Annotated in this window: 24 protein-coding genes; 9 read left to right on the top strand and 15 right to left on the bottom strand. The window is 45.0% G+C overall.

The features are described from left to right. Positions 1-254: 254 nt before the first annotated feature. Positions 255-623: a translation initiation factor gene (locus H6F66_RS21555; RefSeq protein WP_190425209.1), complete on the bottom strand. Its 369-nt coding sequence runs from the start codon at positions 621-623 to the stop codon at positions 255-257. 165 nt (positions 624-788) lie between these two features. On the opposite strand from H6F66_RS21555, the gene trpB reads away from it, so the two are divergent. The 3 genes from trpB to H6F66_RS21540 all read left to right on the top strand — a co-directional run bounded on the left by trpB (position 789) and on the right by H6F66_RS21540 (position 3266). Then, complete coding sequence (trpB, locus tag H6F66_RS21550) at positions 789-2051, top strand: tryptophan synthase subunit beta (RefSeq protein ID WP_190425205.1); 1263 nt, start codon at positions 789-791, stop codon at positions 2049-2051. Between the two features lie 5 nt (positions 2052-2056). Continuing rightward, positions 2057-2575 (top strand): CAP domain-containing protein, encoded by a 519-nt coding sequence (locus tag H6F66_RS21545; protein WP_190425202.1) that lies wholly within the window; start codon positions 2057-2059, stop codon positions 2573-2575. Between the two features lie 67 nt (positions 2576-2642). Beyond that, positions 2643-3266, top strand: a complete 624-nt coding sequence (locus H6F66_RS21540; RefSeq protein WP_190425199.1) for a ribonuclease H-like domain-containing protein — start codon at positions 2643-2645, stop codon at positions 3264-3266. A 27-nt stretch (positions 3267-3293) separates the two neighbouring features. On the opposite strand, the gene H6F66_RS21535 is transcribed toward H6F66_RS21540, so the two are convergent. The 13 genes from H6F66_RS21535 to H6F66_RS21480 form a co-directional block, all read right to left on the bottom strand. Then, entirely contained in the window at positions 3294-3671 is a 378-nt protein-coding gene (locus H6F66_RS21535; RefSeq protein WP_190425195.1) for a rhodanese-like domain-containing protein, read from the bottom strand. Positions 3672-3795: 124 nt separating this feature from the next. Then, positions 3796-3921: a hypothetical protein gene (locus tag H6F66_RS29080; protein ID WP_277873949.1), complete on the bottom strand. Its 126-nt coding sequence runs from the start codon at positions 3919-3921 to the stop codon at positions 3796-3798. A 524-nt stretch (positions 3922-4445) separates the two neighbouring features. Further along, complete coding sequence (locus tag H6F66_RS21530) at positions 4446-4805, bottom strand: DUF760 domain-containing protein (protein WP_190425192.1); 360 nt, start codon at positions 4803-4805, stop codon at positions 4446-4448. A gap of 193 nt (positions 4806-4998) precedes the next feature. Beyond that, positions 4999-5514, bottom strand: coding sequence for an SMC-Scp complex subunit ScpB (gene scpB / locus H6F66_RS21525; RefSeq protein ID WP_190425267.1), 516 nt, complete (start codon positions 5512-5514; stop codon positions 4999-5001). 38 nt (positions 5515-5552) lie between these two features. Continuing rightward, positions 5553-6404: an ATP-binding cassette domain-containing protein gene (locus tag H6F66_RS21520; protein WP_190425265.1), complete on the bottom strand. Its 852-nt coding sequence runs from the start codon at positions 6402-6404 to the stop codon at positions 5553-5555. 121 nt (positions 6405-6525) lie between these two features. Further along, positions 6526-6786, bottom strand: coding sequence for a TIGR02450 family Trp-rich protein (locus H6F66_RS21515; RefSeq protein ID WP_190425189.1), 261 nt, complete (start codon positions 6784-6786; stop codon positions 6526-6528). Between the two features lie 3 nt (positions 6787-6789). Next, entirely contained in the window at positions 6790-7146 is a 357-nt protein-coding gene (locus tag H6F66_RS21510; protein WP_190425186.1) for a hypothetical protein, read from the bottom strand. 125 nt (positions 7147-7271) lie between these two features. Continuing rightward, positions 7272-7433: a hypothetical protein gene (locus H6F66_RS21505; RefSeq protein WP_190425183.1), complete on the bottom strand. Its 162-nt coding sequence runs from the start codon at positions 7431-7433 to the stop codon at positions 7272-7274. 39 nt (positions 7434-7472) lie between these two features. Beyond that, positions 7473-9422, bottom strand: a complete 1950-nt coding sequence (locus H6F66_RS21500; RefSeq protein WP_190425181.1) for a S9 family peptidase — start codon at positions 9420-9422, stop codon at positions 7473-7475. 33 nt (positions 9423-9455) lie between these two features. Beyond that, entirely contained in the window at positions 9456-10319 is an 864-nt protein-coding gene (locus H6F66_RS21495) for a hypothetical protein (RefSeq protein WP_190425178.1), read from the bottom strand. Positions 10320-10357: 38 nt separating this feature from the next. Continuing rightward, entirely contained in the window at positions 10358-11257 is a 900-nt protein-coding gene (gene truB / locus H6F66_RS21490; protein WP_190425175.1) for a tRNA pseudouridine(55) synthase TruB, read from the bottom strand. A 145-nt stretch (positions 11258-11402) separates the two neighbouring features. After that, on the bottom strand, positions 11403-13307 hold the full coding sequence (locus tag H6F66_RS21485) for an alpha/beta hydrolase (RefSeq protein WP_242019271.1): 1905 nt from the start codon (positions 13305-13307) through the stop codon (positions 11403-11405). Beyond that, on the bottom strand, positions 13225-16518 hold the full coding sequence (locus tag H6F66_RS21480) for a response regulator (RefSeq protein WP_190425171.1): 3294 nt from the start codon (positions 16516-16518) through the stop codon (positions 13225-13227). Before H6F66_RS21480 ends, H6F66_RS21485 begins: the two co-directional genes overlap by 83 nt. A gap of 794 nt (positions 16519-17312) precedes the next feature. Here H6F66_RS21480 and argF point away from each other — a divergent pair. The 5 genes from argF to H6F66_RS21455 all read left to right on the top strand — a co-directional run bounded on the left by argF (position 17313) and on the right by H6F66_RS21455 (position 21269). Continuing rightward, positions 17313-18233 carry an ornithine carbamoyltransferase gene (argF, locus tag H6F66_RS21475; RefSeq protein WP_190425169.1) on the top strand — a complete coding sequence of 307 codons (921 nt, stop codon included), beginning with the start codon at positions 17313-17315 and terminating at the stop codon, positions 18231-18233. Positions 18234-18358: 125 nt separating this feature from the next. Then, positions 18359-19000, top strand: a complete 642-nt coding sequence (gene lexA / locus H6F66_RS21470; RefSeq protein WP_190425166.1) for a transcriptional repressor LexA — start codon at positions 18359-18361, stop codon at positions 18998-19000. A 234-nt stretch (positions 19001-19234) separates the two neighbouring features. Then, positions 19235-20533 (top strand): MFS transporter, encoded by a 1299-nt coding sequence (locus tag H6F66_RS21465; RefSeq protein ID WP_190425163.1) that lies wholly within the window; start codon positions 19235-19237, stop codon positions 20531-20533. Positions 20534-20609: 76 nt separating this feature from the next. Beyond that, positions 20610-20804 carry a hypothetical protein gene (locus H6F66_RS21460; RefSeq protein WP_190425160.1) on the top strand — a complete coding sequence of 65 codons (195 nt, stop codon included), beginning with the start codon at positions 20610-20612 and terminating at the stop codon, positions 20802-20804. A gap of 6 nt (positions 20805-20810) precedes the next feature. Next, entirely contained in the window at positions 20811-21269 is a 459-nt protein-coding gene (locus tag H6F66_RS21455) for a GNAT family N-acetyltransferase (RefSeq protein WP_190425157.1), read from the top strand. Positions 21270-21360: 91 nt separating this feature from the next. Here H6F66_RS21455 and H6F66_RS21450 read toward each other — a convergent pair whose 3' ends face one another. Next, positions 21361-22740, bottom strand: a complete 1380-nt coding sequence (locus tag H6F66_RS21450) for a hypothetical protein (protein ID WP_190425155.1) — start codon at positions 22738-22740, stop codon at positions 21361-21363. A 187-nt stretch (positions 22741-22927) separates the two neighbouring features. Here H6F66_RS21450 and H6F66_RS21445 point away from each other — a divergent pair, with 187 nt between their 5' ends. Next, complete coding sequence (locus H6F66_RS21445; RefSeq protein WP_190425152.1) at positions 22928-23686, top strand: HEAT repeat domain-containing protein; 759 nt, start codon at positions 22928-22930, stop codon at positions 23684-23686. Positions 23687-23699: the final 13 nt, after the last annotated feature.

The following is a 23699-nucleotide window of genomic DNA, read 5'->3' as shown; positions in this document are numbered from 1 at the left end:
TTAGCAGGAATAAAGAAATTCCCTAATTATATATTTATACTGATGCAATAGAAAATTCAAACAGAGACAATACGGATCTTAAGCAGCTCCCAAGCTGTTTTACCCGCAGATTTACCATGAAATACCTAAATAATTAGAATTATTTAGGTATTTTTTAATGAACGCAAAAAATTGATATATTGATATGCGGGTAGAAGTTAGTAGCGATCGCTACTAACCTCTATCCAGCACCTGAATTTATATAATTAAGTAAATCAGCCGCCACTAATTTTGGCTTTATAGCCTAATTTAGTAAGAATCTCAACGAGTTTCTGCGTATGATCGCCCTGAATTTCCAGAGTATTATCTTTAACAGTGCCACCAGTGCCGCACTGAGTTTTTAGCTGCTTCAGGAGAGCTTCTAGAGTTTCAGGTTTCACCTGAAAGCCACTAATCACCGTCACAGTTTTTCCCTTGCGCCCTTTACGAGAAGCCTGAACTTTCAGATTTTGCTGATTCGAGGGTAATTCGGCAATTGGTCTTTCAAAAGCAGCAGAATTATCGCCGTTGCCAAATTCCGAGTAGACAACGCGCTTTTGAGCAGATGTTTGGGAATCGGAGGATTTGCGGTTAGAAGAGGACATCGCAGTTAGGAATGAGGTTCTTTAACCATTAAGTACAGTGGGGGTTGAGACAGAAAAAGGAAAAATCGAGAATTATTTTTTTACCTTTTACCTTTTGCATCAGAGCCTTTTTTTGCCCACCCTACAACTATAATGAAGTTTATGCTGTGATTCCCTTTAATAACTGTGACACGTACTCCCATTTCTCCTAATCCTCAAGAAAGTGCTAACGCCTCTGCACAACAACCCGATGCGCTGGGAAGATTTGGACGTTTTGGCGGCAAGTACGTGCCGGAAACACTGATGCCGGCGCTCTTGGAGCTAGAAGCTGCTTTTGAGGAATATCGCCAAGATCCAGCTTTCCAACAGGAACTCACAGAACTGTTGCGGGACTATGTGGGACGACCAAGCCCACTTTACTTTGCCGAACGGCTAACTTCTCATTATGCTAAGCCAGACGGTACGGGGCCGCAAATCTATCTGAAGCGAGAAGATTTGAACCACACGGGCGCTCATAAAATTAACAATGCTTTGGCTCAGGCATTGTTGGCGAAGCGGATGGGCAAGCAACGGATTATTGCCGAAACGGGTGCTGGTCAGCACGGCGTAGCTACAGCTACGGTTTGCGCCCGGTTTGGACTAGATTGCGTCATCTACATGGGCGTTCATGATATGGAACGGCAAGCCCTGAACGTGTTTCGGATGCGGCTGATGGGGGCGGAAGTTCGCCCGGTGGCAGCGGGGACGGGAACGCTCAAAGATGCCACGTCGGAAGCAATTCGGGACTGGGTGACGAATGTAGAAACTACTCATTACATCTTGGGTTCGGTGGCGGGGCCGCATCCTTACCCGATGATGGTGCGGGATTTCCATACGGTAATTGGTCAAGAAACTCGCGCTCAAGCGATGGAAAAATGGGGCGGGTTGCCGGATATTCTCCTAGCTTGTGTCGGCGGCGGCTCGAATGCAATGGGACTATTTCACGAGTTTGTGAATGAGCCTAGCGTGCGGCTGATTGGTGTGGAGGCTGCTGGTGAGGGTGTGAATACAGAAAAACACGCGGCGACCTTGACAAAAGGGCGAGTTGGTGTATTGCACGGCGCGATGAGCTATTTGCTGCAAGATGAGGATGGTCAGGTTGTGGAGGCGCATTCGATTAGCGCTGGGCTAGATTATCCTGGTGTTGGCCCGGAGCATAGTTATCTCAAGGATGCAGGTCGGGCAGAATATTACAGCGTGACTGATGCTGAGGCGCTGGAGGCGTTTAAGCGAATGTCTCAGTTGGAGGGGATTATTCCGGCGCTGGAAACGTCGCACGCGATCGCATACCTCGATACTCTTTGCTCTCAACTAAGTGGCAATCCCCGCATTATCATCAACTGTTCTGGGCGCGGTGACAAGGATGTGCAAACAGTCGCAAAGTTGCTCAAAGACACGGAATCACTATAAAAGTAATGCCATTATCCGCACGGATAGCCTTGGGAATGCTTTTTCTTACTGCTGGGCTGAGTGGCTGCGATATCTTCAATAATCAGCCGCCACCCAGTACGCCTGCGACTCAACCAACCTCAAATTCTGGTTCCTACACAACCTTGGAACAGTCTGTTCACGAACAGATCAATCAGTATCGCAAGTCCCAGAATTTGCCCCCCTTAACTCTGAATGCTGAAATCAGCAAAGAGGCGAAGGCGCACAGTCAAGCAATGGCAAATGGTACAGTTGCTTTTAGTCACGATGGTTTTGAAGGGCGAGTTAAGGAAATTGGCACGTCGATAAACTATCGCAGTGCGGCGGAGAATGTGGCGTACAATCAAGGCTACAGTGATCCGGCTACCCAAGCGGTTCAGGGTTGGATAAAAAGTCCCGGTCATCTGAAAAATATTCAAGGTGATTTTAATTTAACTGGGATTGGTGTTGTCCAGAATGCTAAGGGTGAGTATTACTTGACGCAGATTTTTATCAAACGCGGGTAATAGTATTTTTGATTTTGGATAATGGAATTGGTTGGGTTTAATTCAGTAATGGTGTAAGGAGAGGAAATTGGAAGATTTTCAGGTTTGCGATCGCGACTTTCCCGACAATATACTTTCTGAGTATCTGCAAGAGGAAGCGATCGCTGTGGATACGGAAACAATGGGATTGTTACCGCAGCGCGATCGCTTGTGTCTGGTGCAGCTGTGCGACTCTAAAGATAGAGTAACAGTGGTGCAAATTGCCAAAGGACAAACAGACGCACCCAATTTAAAAAAGCTAATGGAAGCCCAAAGCGTCCTGAAAATCTTCCACTTTGCTCGTTTCGATGTCGCCCAGCTGCGTTATCATCTCGGCATCCACGTTCAGCCGATCTTCTGCACAAAAATCGCCAGCAAACTTGCTAGAACCTATTCCCCCCGCCACGGTCTTAAGGAATTGGTGCAAGAATTAGAAAAGGTGGAACTTGATAAAAGTTCTCAAAGTTCCGACTGGGGTAATGCAGAGAATCTTTCTGAGGATCAGCTGCGCTATGCGGCGAATGATGTGCGTTATCTAGTGAGCGTGCGGCAGAAACTTATTGCTATGCTGCAACGAGAAGAACGTTGGGAAATTGCCCAAGAGTGCTTTAAGTGTTTGCCCACTATAGTAGCTCTAGATTTACTGCAATATAAAGATATTTTTGAACACTGATATAGCAGTGTTCTTTTCTAGTCAGGCTTAAATATCTATAGATAGATTTCTTTCTACTGGATAGCCAACCGCCTTCCAAGCCGCTACACCGCCTCTAAGTTCAGACACATTTTCAAACCCAGCCGCACGCAGTTTTGTCGCTGCTGCTGCTGTTTCATCGTCGGTTTCGCCGTATACATAAATATCGCGATGTAGTTCTAAACTAGATAAGGCGCGGTTTACTAATTCGTTCATCGGTATGGGGATAGCTCCCATGATATGGCTGATGTTGAAAAAGCTGCGATCGCTTACATCAATAATCGTTAGCGCTGGTTCGCCCCAGTCCAGTCGTGCTTTCAGATCAAACACGCGCGACTGGGCGGCGATTGGTGGCGGTGAGGGAATAATTCCGAAAAAGTTACTCATGGCTGGCTGTGACTTTTTATAATATTCTCTGCAATTTAACAAGAACTTTTAAGAATTGCAAATTCTTATAGATAAAATATTTACATCCAGTCCAAGTTATGCCTACTGGTATAGGTGCAATTACTTAAAAAGCATAGGCATCGGGTAGGGATATCCAGTAAGCGATCGTGCGTAGCACAAAATCCCGGTGGGAGCATCCCGATGCGTGCAAATCTAGCAGACGAATTTTATTCGCCGTTTTTACAAGCATTGGCATTCTCCGGTATTAACTATTAGAAATACCAAAGTTAAAATAAAATAAAAAATTTTTAAATTATTGAATATTAAATGTATATAGTTTTTATTTACCTGCAAAATTGGACAAAGCTTTCCATCAGCAAACCAACTTTATCCTTAATGTTTGACATCATTCTTCATCGGGTTTACTCACCCTAAAATTTCTGCCGTGCTAGGATAGCAATCAGATAAATTAGCGTTGGTAGTGTGCTAGAAGATGACCCCGAATGAACTGTTAACGTTAGTGTTGATGCTCACTCCTGGGATTTTACTCTCTGTGTTGATCTTGAGTGCCTTTGCTGCTGGGGGCTGAATTGAAACAGCAAGCGATCGCCTACGTCCACAATAGGGCGATGGCTTTAGTCTAGAAAAAACCCTTGGCGCTAGCTGTTTGTTAGCACCTCAAAAAAAACAGCACCCTTAATCTCGATAGAAGCGCGATCGCTGCTAGATGCTGCTAAAAGCAGCTATTCGCTTGCTATCGCTAATTGATCGGGTTTAATCAGCGGATTTTTCGCCGCCGGAAGATTTCTTAGGCAAGGTAGAAGATCCAGTCAACGTTTCCTCTAACTCCATGCGTTGTTCAATCTGGCGCAAGAAATATCCAGTCATCATCGCTGAGGCCAATAAACCTGCTAAATTTTCTCTGTCGGTGGTAATTTGTACCTGAAAATTTTCTGAAGGTAGCATTCCCACCAGCCCTTGAACGTTCTGGGAGATAATTTGCTTAATTTCAGGAGTGACGGATTTAGCAACCCGCGCTAAAACTTCAGGAGGTTGGTGCTGAATATATTTCAGCAACTGATTGACTTGTGTATCTTCAGGTTCGCCATTGAGCAAATCGGGGTTGAATACCATTGGAATTTTCTCAGGATTTCATTGGCTTTTATCTACTTTAAACGATTGTGTTGTTTTGCAACGTCGTACTTTAGCGCGGATTGTCTAAGTCGATGGAGAGATTTTTGGCTCAAAAAAGACGTAGCAACTCTCAGGGGTAGGGTGCTTTACAGTATCCTGGTAGCGCGCCAAAGTATTCAGCAACGACGCATTACTACCGAAATTCGTCATTCTTTACGGCTGTAGGGACATCCAGCTGACTCAGTTGGGGAAGTTGTTCCACTTCAAAATACTGATGAAATTTTTCTGTTACCTGTAGCCAGTAGGAACGCCCATCATCTTGTCGGCGTTTGGTGACAAAACCGAACTCGACGAGTTCCTGAACGTGCTGATATGCTCCCGATCCGCGCAAATCTACTAACTCAGATTGGGTGATGGAACCTTTGAGGGCGATCGCTGCTAATGTCCTCAATGCGCCTATTCCTAAGTCTAGCGGCACTAAAGTCTCGACTAAAGATTGAAAAGGCGATCGCAATTGCAAGGTGTAGCCTTCAGGTGTTTCAACTACTTCCAGGGCGCTGTCACGGTGGGCGTAATCGGTCATCAGCTGAATAATCGAATCTTCAGCATCATCGCGATCGCATCCTGCATACTCGGCAATTTCCGCAATAGAGACGGGTTTACCTTTGAGGTAGAGAATAGCTTCAATTTTCGTAGCGAGGCTAGGCATCATCATTAGTCAATTGTCCGTTGCCAACTGACAAAAAATTAGTCTAGTTGGCGTCCAGTGAGTTCGACAAAAATATCTTCTAAGTTGGAGGGGCGAACCATCATACCAGTTTTGTTGGGTGCGGTGTCAAGGTAGGCGTTAGCTTGTTCTAAGTTGGGGAAGAACTGATATTCTAAGCGATCGCCTACTTGCTTCATCACCAACCCTTCACCATGTTTAGAGCGTAGCTCCTCCAGGGTGCCAAGTTCTATCAGTTTACCAGCATCCATAATCCCAATGCGATCGCATAAATATTCCACCTCATCCATATAATGCGTCGTCAAAAGCATCGTCATCCCCTGCTTATTCAAATCCAGAATAATTTCCCAGAGGCGGCGGCGGGTTTGCGGATCTAGTCCTACCGTTGGTTCATCCAAAAACAAAATCTTCGGTTCATGTAACAGCGACCTCGCAATTTGCAACCGTCGCTTCATCCCGCCAGAGAGGGTTTTTACCAAACTATCTCGCCTTTGGTGCAACTCCACATACTCCAGCCATCGATCGATATCCTGCTGACGCTTCTTGGTGGGGATGTGGTGCATTCGTCCGTGTAGTTTCATATTTTCCCACACGGTTAAATCCATATCCACACTGGTTTGTTGCAACACCACGCCGATATTTTGCTTTACCTGCAACGGTTGGCGCACCACATCATAACCTGCTACTTCAACTCGTCCATCGCTAGGTTTTGTGAGCGTTGTTAGCATCCGAATTGTAGTAGATTTCCCCGCACCATTAGGGCCAAGTAAGCCAAACATTTCTCCAGATTCAATGGTAAAGGAGAGGTCGTTGACGACGGGAACCTTGTTGTAAAATTTGTGGACGTTTTGAAGAGAAACGGCAGTCATAATTACTATTTTTTTTTATTCTGAGTTTTGAGCTAAAAATTAGAACTTAGTAGTAACAACTAAGAATTTTAAATTCTTAACTTCCAATTCCCTAATTTATAACTCAAAAATAAAAGTTAACTCCTCAATACTCTCCCATTATTTCTTCAGTTTCCCTCATTTCGTGTAAGGTTTGCCAACCTGCTTGCCACTCAGAAGGATTTTTCAAAATTTTGGCGTTAGTCCAGAAACGCACATTGGGGTCGCAGGAAGCCACCATTTCGGCAAAGACAAACTTGCCTTGGTTTTTCCGATTAACTACTTGGAAGTGTCTCCAACCCCACGTTTTTTGTTGGGCTGTCCATTTGGAACCGACAAGGTGAGGATATTTCAGCTTTTTCTGCATTTACTATTCAATCAGATATTTCTGGAGGGAAAATACTTGGCATTGCAATCCTCCATTATCTACACATATTGCCAAACGGTCAATTTTTTGCAGCCAGATCCATCTAACCGTGTTGCCAATTTTCTGTTTTTTCTGGATCAGACGTTTTTGTACCGCTTCATTAGGGCAAAGAATTTGGAAAGTGACTACCCCGCCTTCTTCTATTTCTCGAAATAGACAATCCCGAAACTTAGCACGGATGCTGCTGTCGAATTGACTGTGAAATTTCCGTAGCTTACCAGTCCATGTTGTCTCGCGACGGTGGGGGGGTATGAGGCGGAAATCATCTTGATCTTCTTCGTCGGGATACAGAGGAGACATAATCTTCCTGTGCTGGTTGGGGAGAAAAGATTTTATTTTACATATTATGTTAATAAAATTGTGAGTTAGAAGCGCGTTTTTCTTCAAATTTAGTAGGGTGGGATGAAAACCCACCGTACTGCTTTTTAATCGTCTATGTTATTGGGAATTTCAGCTAAGTAAGCACGCTCAAGAGATTCTATGCTAATTTGGGGCGGCTCGTCTCCACTTTCTTCTATTTCTTGCTGGAATTCGACAAGTGTCTGAAACAACTGTTCGGTAATTTTGAAAATTGGTTCGTCTGTCATAGTGTCCCCTCTCAATGCCAATAGACTCACTATTCATTTTTACAAATTAGCGATCGCTATTGGTTCTACCGGATGGGCTAACTCAAACCCAAAGACGCGGGAATAAAAGTAAAACTCTCCATCGATGACACGTTTGATATTCTCGGCGCGGCGGAAACCATGCTGTTCGCCCTCGAAAGCGACATAAGCAACGGGTAAACCCTTGGAACGCAACACATCAACCATCATCTCTGCTTGGTTGGGCGGGACAACTTTATCCTCAAGCCCTTGGAAGAAAATAATTGGACACGATAACTTATCTGTGAAGTGGATAGGCGATCGCTCGTGATAAATATCTTGCCGTTCTGGGTATGGCCCAATCAAGCGATCGAAGTAGCGCGATTCAAATTTGTGGGTATCTCTTAAGAGTGCTTCTAAGTCGCTGACACCGTAATAACTCGCACCCGCCTTGAAGACATCGCGGAAAGTTAAGGCGCAAAGTGTAGTGTAACCCCCAGCGCTACCGCCGGCGATCGCCATCCGATTTTCATCCACCAAACCTTTTTCGGAAAGATATTTCGCCCCATTGACGCAATCATCCACATCCACAACACCCCATAGCCCATCTAAACGCTGATGATAAGCCCTTCCATAGCCAGTGCTACCACCATAATTTACATCCAGGTATGCAAAGCCGCGACTTGTCCAGTATTGAATCCGTAAATTTAACTGGCTAGAAGTTGCTGCTGTCGGGCCACCGTGACTTTTCACCACTAAGGGCGGTAATTCGCCCTCTGGTGCCATAAAGTCGTGGTTTTGGGGCGCATAGTAGAAACCGTATGCTGTTAACCCATTTTCCGTCGGAAATTCAATCGGTTGTGCAATAGACAAATACCCAGTATCAATTTCCAACTTACTCGAACGCCGCAACACCGACCTCTGCCCAGTAGTCAAATCCAGCTGAACAATGGAACTAAATTCTGTTGGGGAACCAGCAATGAACGCAACACGGCCAGCAACAGCTTTTAAAGAAGTAATCTCAGTGTAAGGCGTTTCAATTTGCTGTAGTTTTCCGGTCGTCGTGTCGAGACTCGCTAAATGCCAAATTCCCTGCTGGGTGTAAGTACAGATGATGCGATTAGCAGATTCAAAAGCATAAGTGGACATCCCAAAAATCCACTGAGGAAGTCCAAATTCCGCCTCCATTTCGCACAAAGGTTCAGTTAACCCCAACCCTTCGCCTTCAACGGGAGGGGCTTTTTTGTAAAGATTCCACCAGCCACTGCGATCGCTAACAAAGTGTAAAATGCCATCTGGCGACCACTCTGGCTGAAAAATCGATTCATCTGCACCACCAGCCACCAATTGAGATTCCCCCAAGGAACCATCTGGATTAATTTGGGCTACCCATAATTCAGTACCATCCCAAGGCATATTCGGGTGGTTCCAAGTTAACCAAACAAGTTGAGAACCATCTGGTTTCAGGCGCGGCGACGAGTAAAAATCATTGCCAGAAACCAACACCCGAACATCTTCGCCATTTTCCAAATTGATGCTAACTAAGGTGTTGACAGCTTCTTGACCCTCGCCCGTGTGGTCTTCTCGCACAGCATACAGACGGTTTCGCTGTCGGTCAATTATTGCATCCGCATAGCTCATTTTAGCCTCCGGTGTCAGAGGTTGCGGTTGGGAACCGGGAATCAGGCGATAAAGGCGCTGATCCGCGAAGTTGGAAAAATACACGATACCATCAGCGACGCAGTAAGCACCGCCGCCGTACTCGTTGACACGGGTGCGGACATTAAAGGGAGGTGGCGCAATATCAATGGTTTGTCCGTCGGGGGTACTTCGCACAATTACAGTCCGCCCAGCTTCCGCAGGTCGCCCCTCAATCCAGTACACATCTTCGCCATCTATGGCAATTTGCCCCAATCCTATCGTTTCCGAAACCATCAAGTCTGAGGTGATGGGAGATTTCCAAGAACCATAGGGTTTTACTTGCTGCGTCATGTTTTTGTCAGTTGTTTATTGTCAGGCTAATAACTATCTTGGAGGAAATTGCTGCTCATTCACAATGACAAATTCAGCAGAAACCAAACCATAGGAGCGAACTTGGTCAAGAATTTTTAATAATTCTTTGGAATTGGTATTGGTGGAAATTTTCTGACGCGATCGCTTAGTCAAATCAACTACCTCAATCGGCCCCGGTTCGCTGGTATTCTCGCAGGCAAAAACAACTTCTGAAGAAGAAATAAATCCTAAATAGGAATTACTTTCAAATCCGTTGCAATTAGAAAATGCTAAAACATTATAATTGTTGAGCGTATCCAATATTATATGATTAACCCATGATTTATTTAAACCATCAAAAACATCTAGCCGGACAATCAAATATCTGTTATCAGGTGAAAAAGAAATAGGATTGGCTACAACATAGTAATTTTGCAATCTTTCTGACAGTCCCAAAGCCGCAGTCAGCTTTCTTTGAACTGAGCCATTGGCGTTTTCAATTACTAATTCTTCGGCAATCTTTTCTGCAATATTGGAATTACATTTTATTAAAAACTCATTGGTGTTGCGGCTTCTGTACTGACCCACCCTCCTCAAAACCATATTAATATAAACTGATTTCAGACTATCGGGTGATGTTAATATTTGGGATTGATACTTTAGCTGCGTCGAACCCTGACAGTTACCGTTTAATCTGCTAATGGTTTGCTGACTCAATTCCGCAAAAGATTGATTATCTTGAGCAGAAGCTTTATTTATACTGGAAAAAACACTGGTAACGATGGCACAATAAATTAATGATGTTTTTATTGATAAGGCAAGTCTATTTGATTTGGGAAAGCTACCATTTTTGAGGAACCGCCCAAACGCAGAGGAAGAGAGAAAAACAAGGTTCATAAATGAATTTTAATTGCTATATGATTACTACCGATTCCCTACGATATTGGCTCAAAAACCATCTGGGAAACTAGCAGGTAGCCAGCATCTGTTGCCCCTAAACAACCAATGCCTAAAAAGCGTCCATCTTCATCATGAACCCGCAGTGGTTCGCCATCACCAATCGGCGCATCTGGAGGAAAAACCCGTTGCCCTTGGCACCATGCTTTAGCGTCTTTTGCTGTTAAGGTGAGGGTGGAAAGATGGGACAGCGCTGCTACTGCTGGAATCGGGTTAAAGGCTTCTAATTTTAGCTGTGCTTCTAATTCCTCAAAAGTTAGGCTATCTGTTAGATTGAAGCCGCTACTGGAAGTGCGAGTCAAAGCGGCAAGGGTACCGCCGATGTTGAGAGATGTTCCTAAATCGCGAGCGATCGCTCTAATATAAGTTCCAGCACCACACGCGATCGCTACATCCAATTCGGGAAAATCGCCTTCTCGCCATTCCAAAATTTCTATCTTGTAAACTTCAACTTGTCGCGCTGGAACATCTATTATTTCCCCCGTCCTTGCCAAATCGTAAAGTCGTTTTCCATCAATTTGAATCGCACTATAACTGGGTGGTATTTGTTGAATCTTTCCCACAAATTGCCCAAGGGCTGCTTTCACCTGTTCTACGGTTAATTCCTGTACAGGTTCAGCGCTAATAATTTCCCCTTCCAAATCATCAGTCGTCGTCCTCACACCCAGCCGAATCGTTCCCCAATAAGCCTTATCTGTCCGCAAATATTGCAACAGTCGCGTCGCCTTTCCCAGCGCAATTGGTAAAACACCCGTAGCAGCAGGATCTAAAGTTCCCCCATGTCCCACCCGCTTGAGGCGCAAAAGTTTTCGCACCTTAGCAACGCAATCGTGAGAGGTAAATTCAGTTGGTTTGTTTAAATTTAAAAAACCTTGCACAAAATAATCCTATAAAAGTAAAGTACGCGGCGATTAGAAATTGCAATTACACAAACGAAGTCTGCGTAGGCGGACTTTATAACCCGCACAAGCGGGTTTTGTCTGTATAGCCGCGTGGCTCCATTCGCTAGACAATTTATAAATTCTAAGGTGTTGCCTGTGGAGTTGGAGAAACCCTATTTTCTGTTCTCTGTCGCCTGTTAGTTCTCATATTCAACTGTTCTGCCGTCAGCGATTGAAGCAGACTCAAAGGCAACACTTCTTGACTAATAGATTGAGCATATTGAGCATTCAGGTAACGCTGATAATCTGGCTCTCCAGCAACGTATGTTTTAAAAAAGGCAAGGCTCAATAGTTTCATATAGTCAAAAGCTATTTTCGGATCTGGCCCAATAACTGATACCGGAATCGGGATCACACCACCACTGGCAACTGATTCTGCCATAGTAGAAAAGTGGGTTCCTTCTTTGAGCAGAACCAGATACTTGTCTGGTGTAGTCAGCCAAGTAAAGGGAAGAATCTGTTCTGCTAAGGGTGGAGTGACAGTATCATTGCTGCTGGCAACGAACATCACCGGAACTTTGATATCAGCAAGCTCAGATTTTCCAAAGATGGTGCTAGTAACAGGGTTAATAGCGATCGCAGCTTTCACTCGCCCGTCCTGCAAATTATAATCAACTGGCGGCAGCTTGATTGCCCGACACTGAAGCAACAGCGACAGATTCAAAGTCTCATTCAATACCGGACAATCTTTTTGCAGTTGCTCAAAATTAATTTCTGCCCCAGCCAGCGCCAAAGCCGTGTAACCTCCAAAAGACTGACCGATAACGCCCACCTGTTGCAAATTGATTCGCCCTTGATACGTTGCTCCCAGTTGATCCAGCAAATACTTTACATCCAGAGGTCGGTCAACCGCCTCAGAAGGAGGGCCCGCCTCATTAGCCAGCCCGCTAAATAACTCTCGCACTCGTTCAGCATTACTACCTGGATGCTCCGGTACAGCAACCGCAAAGCCATAGGATGCCAAGTGTTCAGCTAAATAAGCAAACGAAGCGCGGTCATTTCCCAATCCGTGGGAAATCACAATTACGGGTGCTGAACGTCCACTCAGTTGGGGTAGGTAAACATCAACCGCGTAAGCGCGAGAGCGGCTAAAGTCATTAAGAAGCAGTGTTTGCTTTTCCCATTTCAAAGGGCCTTGTTGTTGCAAATCCTGTCCTTGGCTGGAATTTAAGGATGTCGCCATTGGTAACGGCGCAGATATCCTCTCATCTGATGGCGTAGTTGATGCTTCAGCGATCGCTTGCTGTTCCACAGATGCGATCGCTACCTGCGTTTCCCGAATCGCATTTGTCAAATCGCCAAGAATCTCAAAGCCACGCTCGGAATTGATCCGAACCCCGTAAGTCGGAAAATTTCGCAGCACATTCAGCAGCGTCAAGCCTTCCGGATCGGCCGCAGCTTGAATCAAAGCCGCTCGAATCGCATAAAAACCCGGTTGAAAAGCTTTCGTTTGGATAACTTCGCCCACCCGTCGCAGTATCACTTCTCCCTGCGGCGTGTAGAGAAATTGTGCCACAGCTACTGGACTTACATCAGCGCGAGTCAGCAAAATATTTCGTAACTGCTCCAGCTGTTCGGGCTTTATATACCTAGCATAAAAAGCTAAATCATCATTAATTTTGCCTTCCCTGGCATACACTTCCAAAGCAGAAACTGGCAGAGTCAACTGCAAAGGGCCTAAGGAAATAAATATTTGCTCAGCTCCCAACACGCGGCTAGGCATCGCCGCAATTATTGCAGGTATTGCTAACGCTAAAGATAAAATAAACTTTCTCGTTCCCAGGCTCTGCTTGGGAATGCCAACCGGGAGACTCCGCCTCGCCTCAAATCGAGGCTGAAACTGCCCTCCCCTGCAAGGCGACAGTCCTACCAAGGACTGTCCCGGCTTAAGTGGATAGCCGTCCCTAAAATTCCTCATCAAAAGGCTCAACCCCGTGCCATCCTTCATCTGTCCCCCGCTTTTGCAATCTTTGACAACGTTTAACATATAATCTAGCCGCTTTATCTTGGTTATTTTGCTGTAAAACATTACTAAAAACTTGCTCAGCTTCAGCAAACTTTTTACTGTAATAAAGATGAATGCCAAATTCAAAATGGCTTCTAGTTCCGCTTTTTACCTCTCTTATTTCCGCAGAATTACTATCAAAAACCTCAAAAACTGGCGATAAATCTTTGCGCCCTTTAATATTAACCCTATCTAAAAACCTATAATTATATTTGGTGGGATCTTCCAAACCAAGCAAAGTCTTTTCACTAATAATAATAGAAGCTCCGTAAACTTTGGTCAAATCTTCTAGGCGAGAAGCCAGATTCACCGCATCGGAAATCACCGTTCCTTCCATACGCTGTTCATCCCCAATCGTACCCAGCATCAAAGTACCGCTATGGATGCCAATGCCGATGGCTATGGGCGGAGAACCGTTTTTTATAAGTTCTACATTATATAGACTCACCTGTTTTTGCATTTCAATAGCTGCTTGCAAAGCGTCTTCAGCACTTTGCGGAAAAAGCGCCATCACTGCATCTCCAATATATTTATCAATAAAGCCGTTATTCTGGCGAATAACCGGGCTAACTCGACTTAAGTAAGAATTGATAAAATTAAAATTTTCTTTGGGCGACATTCCCTCAGAAAGAGTGGTAAAGGCGCGAATATCAGAAAAGAGAATTGTCATTTCTTTCTGTACTTGGTCGCCAAGTTGAACATTAACAATACTGTCTTCTCCCAATAAACTGATAAATTCATGGGGGACAAATCGCCTGTAAGCAATATTAATTTTAGAAAGTTCAATATGAGTTTTAATTCTAGCTAACAACTCATTTTTTGCCACAGGTTTAACCAAATAATCATTAGCGCCAGACTCAAATATTTCAATTACATTTGAAACCGTATTAGCAGATGTAACAATAAAAATCGGCAATTCATTAGCAGGAAAAGTTTTGCGAAGTTTTTTGCAAACTTCAAAACCAGACATTTTTGGCATCATTACATCGAGCAATATCAGGTCAGGCTTCAAACCATTTTCAATTGCTTCTAGTGCTTCTATACCATCGCTAGCTTGAAAAACAGTATAATTTTCTAAAGATAAATAGTTAGTCAGTATCTGAAGATTAACCGGATCGTCCTCCACAATCAGGATGGTAAAATTGCCGGAAGAGACTTTCTTTTTAGGAGAAGAAGCAACAGAAGTTTCACTTTTGGCAGGCAAGGGGCAATAGGGAAAAGGCAAATTTGAAGGATTTTCCCACTCACTAGCTACTTGCCTCAACGCCAGCAATCCTATGGGTATTCCCTTGGCGGTGGTACGCAGTTTGTAGACACTGTTTGCCTCTTGCTGGTAATTTGCTTTGAACGGAGGCGAAGCTCCGTTCAGGGATTCATTCTTGTTTCCTATGCTAAGCTGTTCCTTTGGCTTAGGGTCTAGGTTCTGTGTAGATTGAACTTGAGACAGTGGCAGAGTAAAGGTAAACCGCGAACCTTTCCCTACAGTGGAATCTACGCGAATTGTGCCACTATGCAACTCTACCAGTTGTTTTGTAACGGCAAGGCGGATGCCCGTCCCCAAATAACGTTTATTTGTAGATTCTTCCGCAAATTCAAAAGCATCAAAAATTTTCTCCAGTTTATTTTCTGGGATACCGATACCAGTATCAGAAACTGTAATAGCTAGAATTAGCGGCTGGGGACTGGGGACTGGGGACTGGGGAAGAATCGAACCAATCACCAATCCCCTATCCCCAGCCCTAATGCTAGCTGAAACTTCTATAACACCGGATTCTGTAAATTTAATCGCATTGCAGACTAGGTTATACAAAATTTGCTGCACTCGATTTTCGTCAGCTTCTACCAGTGGGACGGCTGGATCGATTTGATTAATTAACTGCAAAGATTTGTTTGCTGTGAGGGGTTTGGAGAGTGCTAAAACAATATCGGTGACTTCTCGCATTCCCACAGGTTTGATTTTCAGTTCCAGCGTTTTGTGCTTTAGCTTTTCCAAATCAACAATATCATTTACCATGTTTGCCAGCCGCTGACTGCTTTGTACAATCATGTATAAATTTTGCTTTTGGATTTCTGATAGCTGCCCGGCGGCTCCATCTAGCATAGACTCGGCAATGCCGATTATTCCATCTAAAGGTGTTTGCAGTTCGTGAGAAGTATTGATTAGAAACTCATCTTTAAGTTGATTTATTTGTAACAATGTTTTATTTTTTAATTCCAGATTTTGGGCGTAATCGTGGATTTCAGCTACCATCGAATTAAAGGCATCAGCTAGCAGTCCCAACTCGTCTTTGCTTTGAACATCAATAAATATGTCAAAGTTGCGATCGCGTACTTTTTCCGCGCCTTCGCGTAATTTATCAATTGGGTGTCCCAGCCAACGCGCCAGTAAAAATGCTATTAACAGTGAAAGAAGGAAACTAATACTAATAATAGTAATATAGATATAGCGCAATCTTTGTACCTGATTGGCTTCGATTCTCCCGTCGTACTCTAATCCCATAACTGCGATGACTTTCCCATCGTCATCTTTAATGGGAATAGCTGCTGTCAGGAATTGTCCCCATCTATCTGTGTAAAATTTTTTTCCTGCTTGTGGTTTCCCATCAAAAGCTTTTTGCAGTTCTTCTTGCTTAGTTGCGTATAACTGACCAATAATTTTCCCTTTTTTGTCTTGGCTTTCTTCGCGATCGGTATCGGCAATAAACTTTACCACATTACCATTTTGGGATTCACCTACTTTAACTATAAGAGAAGTTGATTTTATTAACGGTATATCAGATGTATCTTCTGTTAATTCCTTAAAAAAGGTCAGAGGATATACTTTTTGACTGCTACTTTTTTGAATGTTTTTCAAGACTTGCATCAGGTCTTGGAAGTCCTGAGACTGCATATATTTTTGAGCAATCTCCGGTGGCAATGATTCGGCAGTCTCTCCTGGTTTTAGCTGGGTAATTATCTCTTCTATGGGAAAAGAATCTCGCTCGATAGCCAAACTTAGCCGCTGAATCTTTTTTTTGTCTTCATCATCAACTAAAAAGGCAGCAGAACGACCTACATCTCTAAGCCGTTCTGCCATTTGATTTAAAACAATCTGTTTGGTTTTAGCATAATAAAAATAGACGCTAGTGCTAGTAACTCCTACCGAAAGAATCGAGATAGCCATTCCTATCTTCAAAGCAAAGGGAAATCTCATAACGCTATCCCATAAAATTTAGAATTATTTGAAAAATATAATTAGTTTTTTAAACTAGCCTGGTATAAGCTGTCACGTATTTTAATTGTCATATTAACCAAGTGTTTTTCTCCTTCGTCCGGGGCTTGTTGTCCGTTGCTACTGACTGAGGACAATAAACCTCTCTCCCTATCCTAGATTTAGTCCTCTTAAATGCACAACCGCTTAGTAAATAAACTGAAATTATTAAAGTGATATATTAAAAATTTTATGCGTAACAGACCTAATCGACAATATTTCAGCTTGTTAATTATTGCAACCATTTTTTTAACCAAGGTAAATAAGCTGAGGATTAGGGCAGTTTTTTGTTGATGGTAGAAACTCAAGCTAATCGCGACTGTAGCAACGCCTTTATTATGGTTAATTTTGTCTTTCTTGTATTTTATATTCCTCAGTCAATCGATTTGGGATTTTGCAGAGGTCGGAATTTTTGGGCATATGCGTCTTCGCTATCAATTTTGGATTGTTTTTCTCGTTACGAGTAAGAGACGGAAAACGCCCGTTAGGGAGGCGATCGCTTCCTCAACAACTAGAAACAGCACCGCTTACACTAACCAATTCTCAGCATTCCCAGCCAGAGACTCATAACCAGAGACTCACAGAACTGATTCGATAAAAATCTGGTAGGGTTTTAAAACGGTATAAATAACACCAAGCTGAGTCAAGACGGCGCGATACGTTGGTACTCACCGAAGCCGGTTCTGCGAGAGCAGAGGCTCCTGCTACGTATTTCACTTTAATCATCGGGTATAAACATGGAAGCATTGAAAGGACGAGATTTACTGAGCCTGGCAGACCTCAGTGCTGAGGAAATTAAGGAACTTTTACATCTGGCAGCTGGGCTGAAGTCCCATACAGTGAATCTGCGATGCAATAAGGTGCTGGGGTTGTTGTTTTACAAGGCTTCTACACGCACTCGCGTCAGCTTTTCGGTGGCGATGTACCAACTAGGCGGTCAGGTGATAGACCTTAATCCTAACGTTACTCAGGTGAGCCGGGGAGAACCGTTGGCGGATACGGCGCGGGTGTTGGATCGATATTTGGATATCCTGGCGATTCGGACGTTTAAGCAGGAGGATCTGCAAGCCTTTGCTAATTATGCCAAGATTCCGATTATTAATGCTTTGTCGGATTTAGAGCATCCCTGTCAGGTTTTGGCTGATTTGTTGACGGTTCAGGAGTGTTTTGGGAGTCTAGCTGGGCTGACTTTGACTTATCTGGGAGATGGCAATAATATGGCTAACTCGCTGCTTTTGGGTGGCGCGCTGGTGGGGATGAATGTAAGAATTGCGACACCACAGCAGTATCAACCGGATGCGACAGTTGTAGAGCAGGCGAAGAAAATTGCAGGCGATCGCGCTGAGGTTACAATTACTAACGACCCCGAAGCAGCAGCTAAAGGCGCTCACGTGCTTTATACCGATGTCTGGGCAAGTATGGGACAAGAGGATGAAGCTAATGCTCGAATTCCAGTTTTTCAACCTTACCAGGTAAACGATGAACTGTTGAGTATTGCCGATCCTAGTGCAATTGTGCTGCACTGTTTACCAGCTCATCGGGGAGAAGAAATTACTGATGAGGTGATGGAAGGTGAAAAGTCGCGGGTTTGGGAGCAGGCGGAAAATCGAATGCACGCTCAAAAAGCTTTGTTAGTCAGTCTCTTGGGAGCAGATTGATTGCGGCTAATGGAATCATTCCTAATTGCTAATTGTGCAAACGCCATTAACTACTAGACAGACGCAAGTTTTAGTAGTACGAATGTTCTATAGGACGTACATTACTAATTCCGTTAGTTTGTTTTATGGAATCTCTCACTTATGCTCAGCAACAACTTTATGATTGGCTGGTGGATTACATTGGTCAACATCAACACGCGCCTTCAATTCGGCAGATGATGCTGGCGATGAAACTAAAGTCGCCAGCGCCAGTTCAGAGTCGCCTGGAACATTTGCGTGCGAAAGGTTATATCGATTGGGCGGAGGGAAAAGCGCGCACAATTAGGATTGTTCGCTCTGGTGGGAATGGAGTGCCAGTTTTGGGAGCGATCGCTGCTGGCGGTCTTGTAGAACCCTTCACCGACACTGTAGAGCATCTGGATATATCTGACTTATTCCGTCAGCCAGATTATTTTGCTCTCCGCGTGGTGGGAGACAGCATGATAGAAGACCAAATTGCCGAAGGTGATATGGTCATTATGCGACCCGTACCAGAGCCAGATCGGGTAAAAAATGGCACCATTGTCGCGGCGCGCGTGGAAGGAGTCGGCACAACGTTAAAACGCTATCACCGCCAGGGAGAGCAGATTACGCTTAAACCAGCTAATCCCAAATACGACCCGATTAAGGTGAAGGCAACTAGCGTTCAGGTGCAGGGTGTGTTAGTGGGTGTCTGGCGCGGCTGTGAAGCTACTACGAAATCGACATCTCGAAGGCGATCGCATTAACCAAGGCGCTACTTTTCCGGAAAAGGCTTCTCTCTATGGGATGATGACACAATACAAAAGAGTCATAACTCATTAGTTTTAAGTTCTTAGTCATTAGTCCGTTGGAGTTGGAAAGTTGGAAAGTTGTTATAAGCTGACAACGTTTCAAGCTTTAAACTTGACAGCTTTTTTCTGACTAATGACTAGAGACTAATGACTAATAACTAATCAGATTGTGAGGAGCCTTTTTCAGTCGTGAAAGAAACCCAATCTTTTTTAAAAGTTTTTCAAAGCCGCAAGATGGCAGCGCTATTTTTTTTGGGCTTTTCATCAGGCTTGCCTTTGTTTTTAACGAGTAAGACGTTGCAAGCCTGGATGACCGTTGAAAACGTGAATTTGGGCGCGATTGGGTTGTTTAGCTTGGTCGGTTTGCCCTACTCGCTCAAGTTTATTTGGTCGCCCTTACTTGACCGCTTTATACCACCTTTTTTGGGGCGGCGTCGTGGCTGGCTGGTACTGACTCAAGGGGCGTTGTTGGTAGCGATCGCAGCAATGGCTCTGCAAAAGCCATCACAAGCCCTGGAACTGTTAGCCATTAATGCTTTGCTCATTGCCTTCTTCAGTGCAACCCAAGACATCGCCGCTGATGCCTATCGCACTGATGTTCTGGAAAAACCAGAAATGGGCGCTGGTGCGGCAATTTTCGTTTTAGGGTATCGCGTTGCGTTGCTCATCACTGGTGGTTTGGCGCTGATTCTGGCGGATAAAATTCCTTGGCCAGCGGTTTACTTGTTGATGGCACTTTTGATGGCAGTTGGGCTAGTGAGTGCGATTTTGGCACCGGAACCAATAGAGCGCGAAGCAAGACCAGATTCTTTATCAGAAGCGGTGAGTTTGCCGTTTATTGAATTCTTTCAACGTAATGGTCAGCTGCATGGACTTTTAATTTTGCTTTTTATCATCCTCTATAAATTGGGTGATGCTCTGGTTAATAATATGTCCACGCCCTTTTTGTTGGAGAAGACAGGCTTAAATTTCTCTCCAGCAGAAGTGGGCGCAATCCAGGGAGGTTTGGGACTGCTGGCAAGTATTGTTGGCATTCTTGCCGGGGGTGCAATTCTCAGCAAAATTGGTATTAATCGCTCCCTTTGGGTATTTGGCGGTTTGCAAGCGGTGAGCAATTTAGCTTATTTGATACTCGCACAAGTTGGTAAAAACTATCAGTTATTGGTACTTACCATCAACATTGAAAACTTTTGTGCTGGACTGGGAAATGCCGCTTTTGTTGCATTTTTGATGAGTCTTTGTAATCAGCGCTTCTCAGCAACTCAGTATGCTTTACTCTCAAGTTTGATGGCAGTCAGCCGTGATATTTTGGTTGCCCCAGCAGGTAGGTTAGCAGAAGTCACTGGTTGGCCTTTGTTTTTCCTGATTAGTATCGCCGCTGCCTTGCCTGGATTAGTCCTTTTGCCAGTGTTTGCCCCCTGGAATCCTCGTTCCATTCCAGATATGTCAATACCGGGACTCGACGAGCAAGACGATGAACCTTATTAGTTGTAGGATAGAATGAGAAAGCTTAACAATTCTTCAACTTAGTTTTCGGAAAATTCCCGCTCCTACAGCTACAAATATGGCTATCATTCGCGAATACATTGCCCCATTCCTAGCAATATTTATCTTTTTGATTGCACTGGTAGCAGTCAGCGCCAGGATATTTTTACCATCAGATATGGCAGCACCGGCACCGATTGAGGAAGTAAATCCTCAGCCGGAGAAAGCCCAGTTGCCACCAGCAATCAGCTTTTTGCTGCCAAGCGACTCCTAAACTTAAATGCTGCCTCCAGGTTACGGGTTGCGTGAAGGGTCAGGGCTAGATCGCGCAAAGCTGCTGAAGTTTATGCAGCTGACTTACCACGAACTTTTCCCAGAACAGCAAGATTTTTCTCATCTAGCTGAGACTGTTGAAAGTTACTTCTCTAGCAAAACGCCTCTGTGGTGGGTTGAACCTAAAGAGGATCGTCCTTCCCCTGTAGCTTGTCTGTGGCTGGGAAATGCCGTAGATCAGGTTACAGGCGATCGCCATGCTCACATTTTTTTGCTCTACGTCTTGCCAGAACACCGTCGTCGTGGTATAGGGAAAGCTTTGGTAGATAGTGCCGAAAACTGGGCAAGAGCAAGGGGCGATCGCCAAATGGGTTTACAAGTCTTTCAAACCAACCAACCTGCTGTAAATCTTTACCGCCAGCTTGGGTACCAAACCCAGTCTCTGTGGATGCTCAAACCACTTTAAAGAAGATACTCTAAAAAGAAAAATTCCTCGTTCCCAGGCTGAGCCTGGGAACCCTTAGATAGAGGCTCTGCCTACTCACACCAAATTAGCATTAACTTTTCGGGCGGCCGAAGCCTTTTGCCTGTTTCTTCCCTTTTTTAGCCTGAGAAACTTTTCCTGAAGATGGCTGATCAGATTTCACAGAAGATGCCTGCGGCTGCTGTGGCTCAACAGAATCAGAAGGCATAAACTGCTTACCACACTCTTTGCAAACGTACCTTTGCTTTTCCTTGTAATGCCCATTTTTCCTGATCTCAGTGGCTCCGCATTTAGGACAGGTAATCTGAGACATCTCACTTTCCGCGGCTTTCTGGTCGGCTGCGGGTGAGGGTGCGACAGCAGACTGGTTCTGGTCGGCGGCTGGGTGGAAAATAGAGGTAACTGCCTCAATTGCCGATGCCGCCTTGTCTAAAAGAGTAGGCTGTTGGGTTGCTTCGGGTTCATCTGAGGGCGTTTTAGGCACCTCCTGAACAACAGCATCCGCAGCAGTAGCCTCCTGAGTCGGTTCCTCTGACGCTGGAGATACAGAGGCAGGTATTTCGGCTTCCACCTTGGTCGGCGAGGATTCTACAGTAGCATCAGACTGGTTCTGGTCGGTTTCTGGCTTCTGGAAAACAGATAAAACTGCCTCAATTGCCGATGCCGCTTTGTCTAAAAGAGTAGGCTGTTGGGTTGCTTCGGGTTCATCTGAGGACGTTTCAGGCATTTCCTCAACAACAGCATCCGCAGCAGTAGTCTCCTCTGTTGATTGGTCTGATACTGGATCAGCCGCAGGTGTTTCGGCTTCGACCGGGGAAACTTCAACTTTTGGTGTTTCCTCAACACCAACAGAATCTGGTGTTTCGGCTTCAACCGGGGAAAGTGCGATCGCATTTTCCTCAACACCCACAGCCGCAGGTGTTTCAGCTTCGACTGGGGAAACTTCAACTTTTGGTGTTTCCTCAACACCCACAGCCGCAGGTGTTTCGGCTTCAACCGGGGAAACTTCAACGTTTGCTGTTTCCTCAACTTCAACAGGTGCAGAGAAAGCCTGATGGCTGAGGTCTTCTGGCTTTTGCCAATCAGACACTGTAGTAGCAGGCTTCCAGTTGGGGTCAGGTTGGGGAATTTTGAATGCTATAATTTCCGGCGATCGCTTCTTTTTAGAAGTAGTCATGCGGCTAATGCGATCGCCTATATTTTCTGCGATCGCATAGGTGACTGGAAGCACCGTTGGTTTCGAGACAGCCTCCCGCACCAAGGCAGCAACGTGTTCAGATGGATCGGGGGCTGCTTCCCGTAAAGGTGGCACCGTAGATGGCACCGACGACGAAAAGTTGAGCGGCGGCGGCGATGGCATCTGTGACTGGTGCGATTCGTATTTTCGCCCAAGTGCGGGTACAAACCGCATGGAACGAACCATGCGTCGATATGGCTCTAGGTGTTCTGTCACATTCCTCCCCCTGTTATCTAGCATTAAAATTAAAGGTTCTTGGTGTCGTGTACTATACCAAATTCAACTTTTTGATCGGGGTAACAAACTCATAATGTTAGTTTTCTTAACTTTCGTGCGTCTCCAGAGCAGGTAATGCTGATAGAGACTAGAGGAATTTAGATCGGTAGTGATACTTTATAGAGTTATGTATGAAGACGATGATGACCTAAGCTTACTCGATCCAGAAACTGAGCTAGAAAGCCCTCTGGACAAAATAGAGCCGCTTGATGCCCTGGAAGAAGCTAAGCCAGATCCAGAGGCGATGCTGGCGCTGCTGGAGGCACCGGGAACGCAGCAACGGATGCTGGCGGCGCGAGCTTTTTGCGAACTTCAGGATGAACGAGCTATTCCCCATTTGATTCGCCTGTTGAGTGACCCCTGTCCGTTGGTGCGGGTGAGTGCGGCTTATGGCTTGGGGCGCAATCCCAGTCCCAGCGCCGTAGAGCCATTAATTTCTCGGCTATCCCTTGATTGGAACGGCTATGTCCGCAAAGGCGTAGTCTGGGCTTTGGGAAATTGCCGCGATCGCCGTTCCTTAGCACCCCTCACCGATGCCTTAAAAACCGATATTTCCGCCGTCCGTCTGTGGGCAGCTAGTGGCCTAGCTCAAATGGCTGGGTTGGGCTATGAGGCTATTGTGGCATCAATTCCATCCCTAATTGAAGCCTTAAGGCAAGACCCGATCGCCGCAGTTCGCAGCAACTGTGCCTGGTCTTTGGGACAACTGTGCCGGGAAATGCCTTCTAATGCTGTCTACGGTACTACCATTGATGCCTTGATTGAGGCATTCGCAGAAGATGAAGAAATGGGTGTCCGAGAAGATGCCAAAGCCGCACTTTTGAGAGTCGGCGATCCACGAGGTCTTCAGCTGATTGAAACGATAGAACTGGAAGGGTTATTGTAGGGGATTGGGAACT

It is taken from the genome of Trichocoleus sp. FACHB-6 (genome assembly GCF_014695815.1).
GTDB classification, from domain to species: Bacteria; Cyanobacteriota; Cyanobacteriia; order Cyanobacteriales; family FACHB-T130; genus Funiculus; species Funiculus sociatus.
The sequence above is the reverse complement of the archived record's forward strand: the minus strand, read 5'-3'. Positions and strand labels throughout refer to the sequence as shown.

Excerpts from the sequence above, each read along its gene's own strand:
- H6F66_RS21460 (WP_190425160.1), top strand. The coding sequence starts at position 20,610 with ATGGCTATCATTCGCGAATACATTGCCCCATTCCTAGCAATATTTATC.
- argF (WP_190425169.1), top strand. The coding sequence starts at position 17,313 with ATGGAAGCATTGAAAGGACGAGATTTACTGAGCCTGGCAGACCTCAGT.
- H6F66_RS21535 (WP_190425195.1), bottom strand. The coding sequence starts at position 3,671 with ATGAGTAACTTTTTCGGAATTATTCCCTCACCGCCACCAATCGCCGCC.
- lexA (WP_190425166.1), top strand. The coding sequence starts at position 18,359 with ATGGAATCTCTCACTTATGCTCAGCAACAACTTTATGATTGGCTGGTG.
- H6F66_RS21555 (WP_190425209.1), bottom strand. The coding sequence starts at position 623 with ATGTCCTCTTCTAACCGCAAATCCTCCGATTCCCAAACATCTGCTCAA.
- H6F66_RS21455 (WP_190425157.1), top strand. The coding sequence starts at position 20,811 with ATGCTGCCTCCAGGTTACGGGTTGCGTGAAGGGTCAGGGCTAGATCGC.
- H6F66_RS21445 (WP_190425152.1), top strand. The coding sequence starts at position 22,928 with ATGTATGAAGACGATGATGACCTAAGCTTACTCGATCCAGAAACTGAG.
- H6F66_RS21485 (WP_242019271.1), bottom strand. The coding sequence starts at position 13,307 with ATGTTAAACGTTGTCAAAGATTGCAAAAGCGGGGGACAGATGAAGGAT.
- H6F66_RS21515 (WP_190425189.1), bottom strand. The coding sequence starts at position 6,786 with ATGCAGAAAAAGCTGAAATATCCTCACCTTGTCGGTTCCAAATGGACA.
- H6F66_RS21505 (WP_190425183.1), bottom strand. The coding sequence starts at position 7,433 with ATGACAGACGAACCAATTTTCAAAATTACCGAACAGTTGTTTCAGACA.
- H6F66_RS21545 (WP_190425202.1), top strand. The coding sequence starts at position 2,057 with ATGCCATTATCCGCACGGATAGCCTTGGGAATGCTTTTTCTTACTGCT.
- H6F66_RS21510 (WP_190425186.1), bottom strand. The coding sequence starts at position 7,146 with ATGTCTCCTCTGTATCCCGACGAAGAAGATCAAGATGATTTCCGCCTC.
- H6F66_RS21495 (WP_190425178.1), bottom strand. The coding sequence starts at position 10,319 with ATGAACCTTGTTTTTCTCTCTTCCTCTGCGTTTGGGCGGTTCCTCAAA.
- scpB (WP_190425267.1), bottom strand. The coding sequence starts at position 5,514 with ATGCCTAGCCTCGCTACGAAAATTGAAGCTATTCTCTACCTCAAAGGT.
- H6F66_RS21500 (WP_190425181.1), bottom strand. The coding sequence starts at position 9,422 with ATGACGCAGCAAGTAAAACCCTATGGTTCTTGGAAATCTCCCATCACC.
- H6F66_RS29080 (WP_277873949.1), bottom strand. The coding sequence starts at position 3,921 with ATGCTTGTAAAAACGGCGAATAAAATTCGTCTGCTAGATTTGCACGCA.
- H6F66_RS21480 (WP_190425171.1), bottom strand. The coding sequence starts at position 16,518 with ATGAGATTTCCCTTTGCTTTGAAGATAGGAATGGCTATCTCGATTCTT.
- H6F66_RS21530 (WP_190425192.1), bottom strand. The coding sequence starts at position 4,805 with ATGGTATTCAACCCCGATTTGCTCAATGGCGAACCTGAAGATACACAA.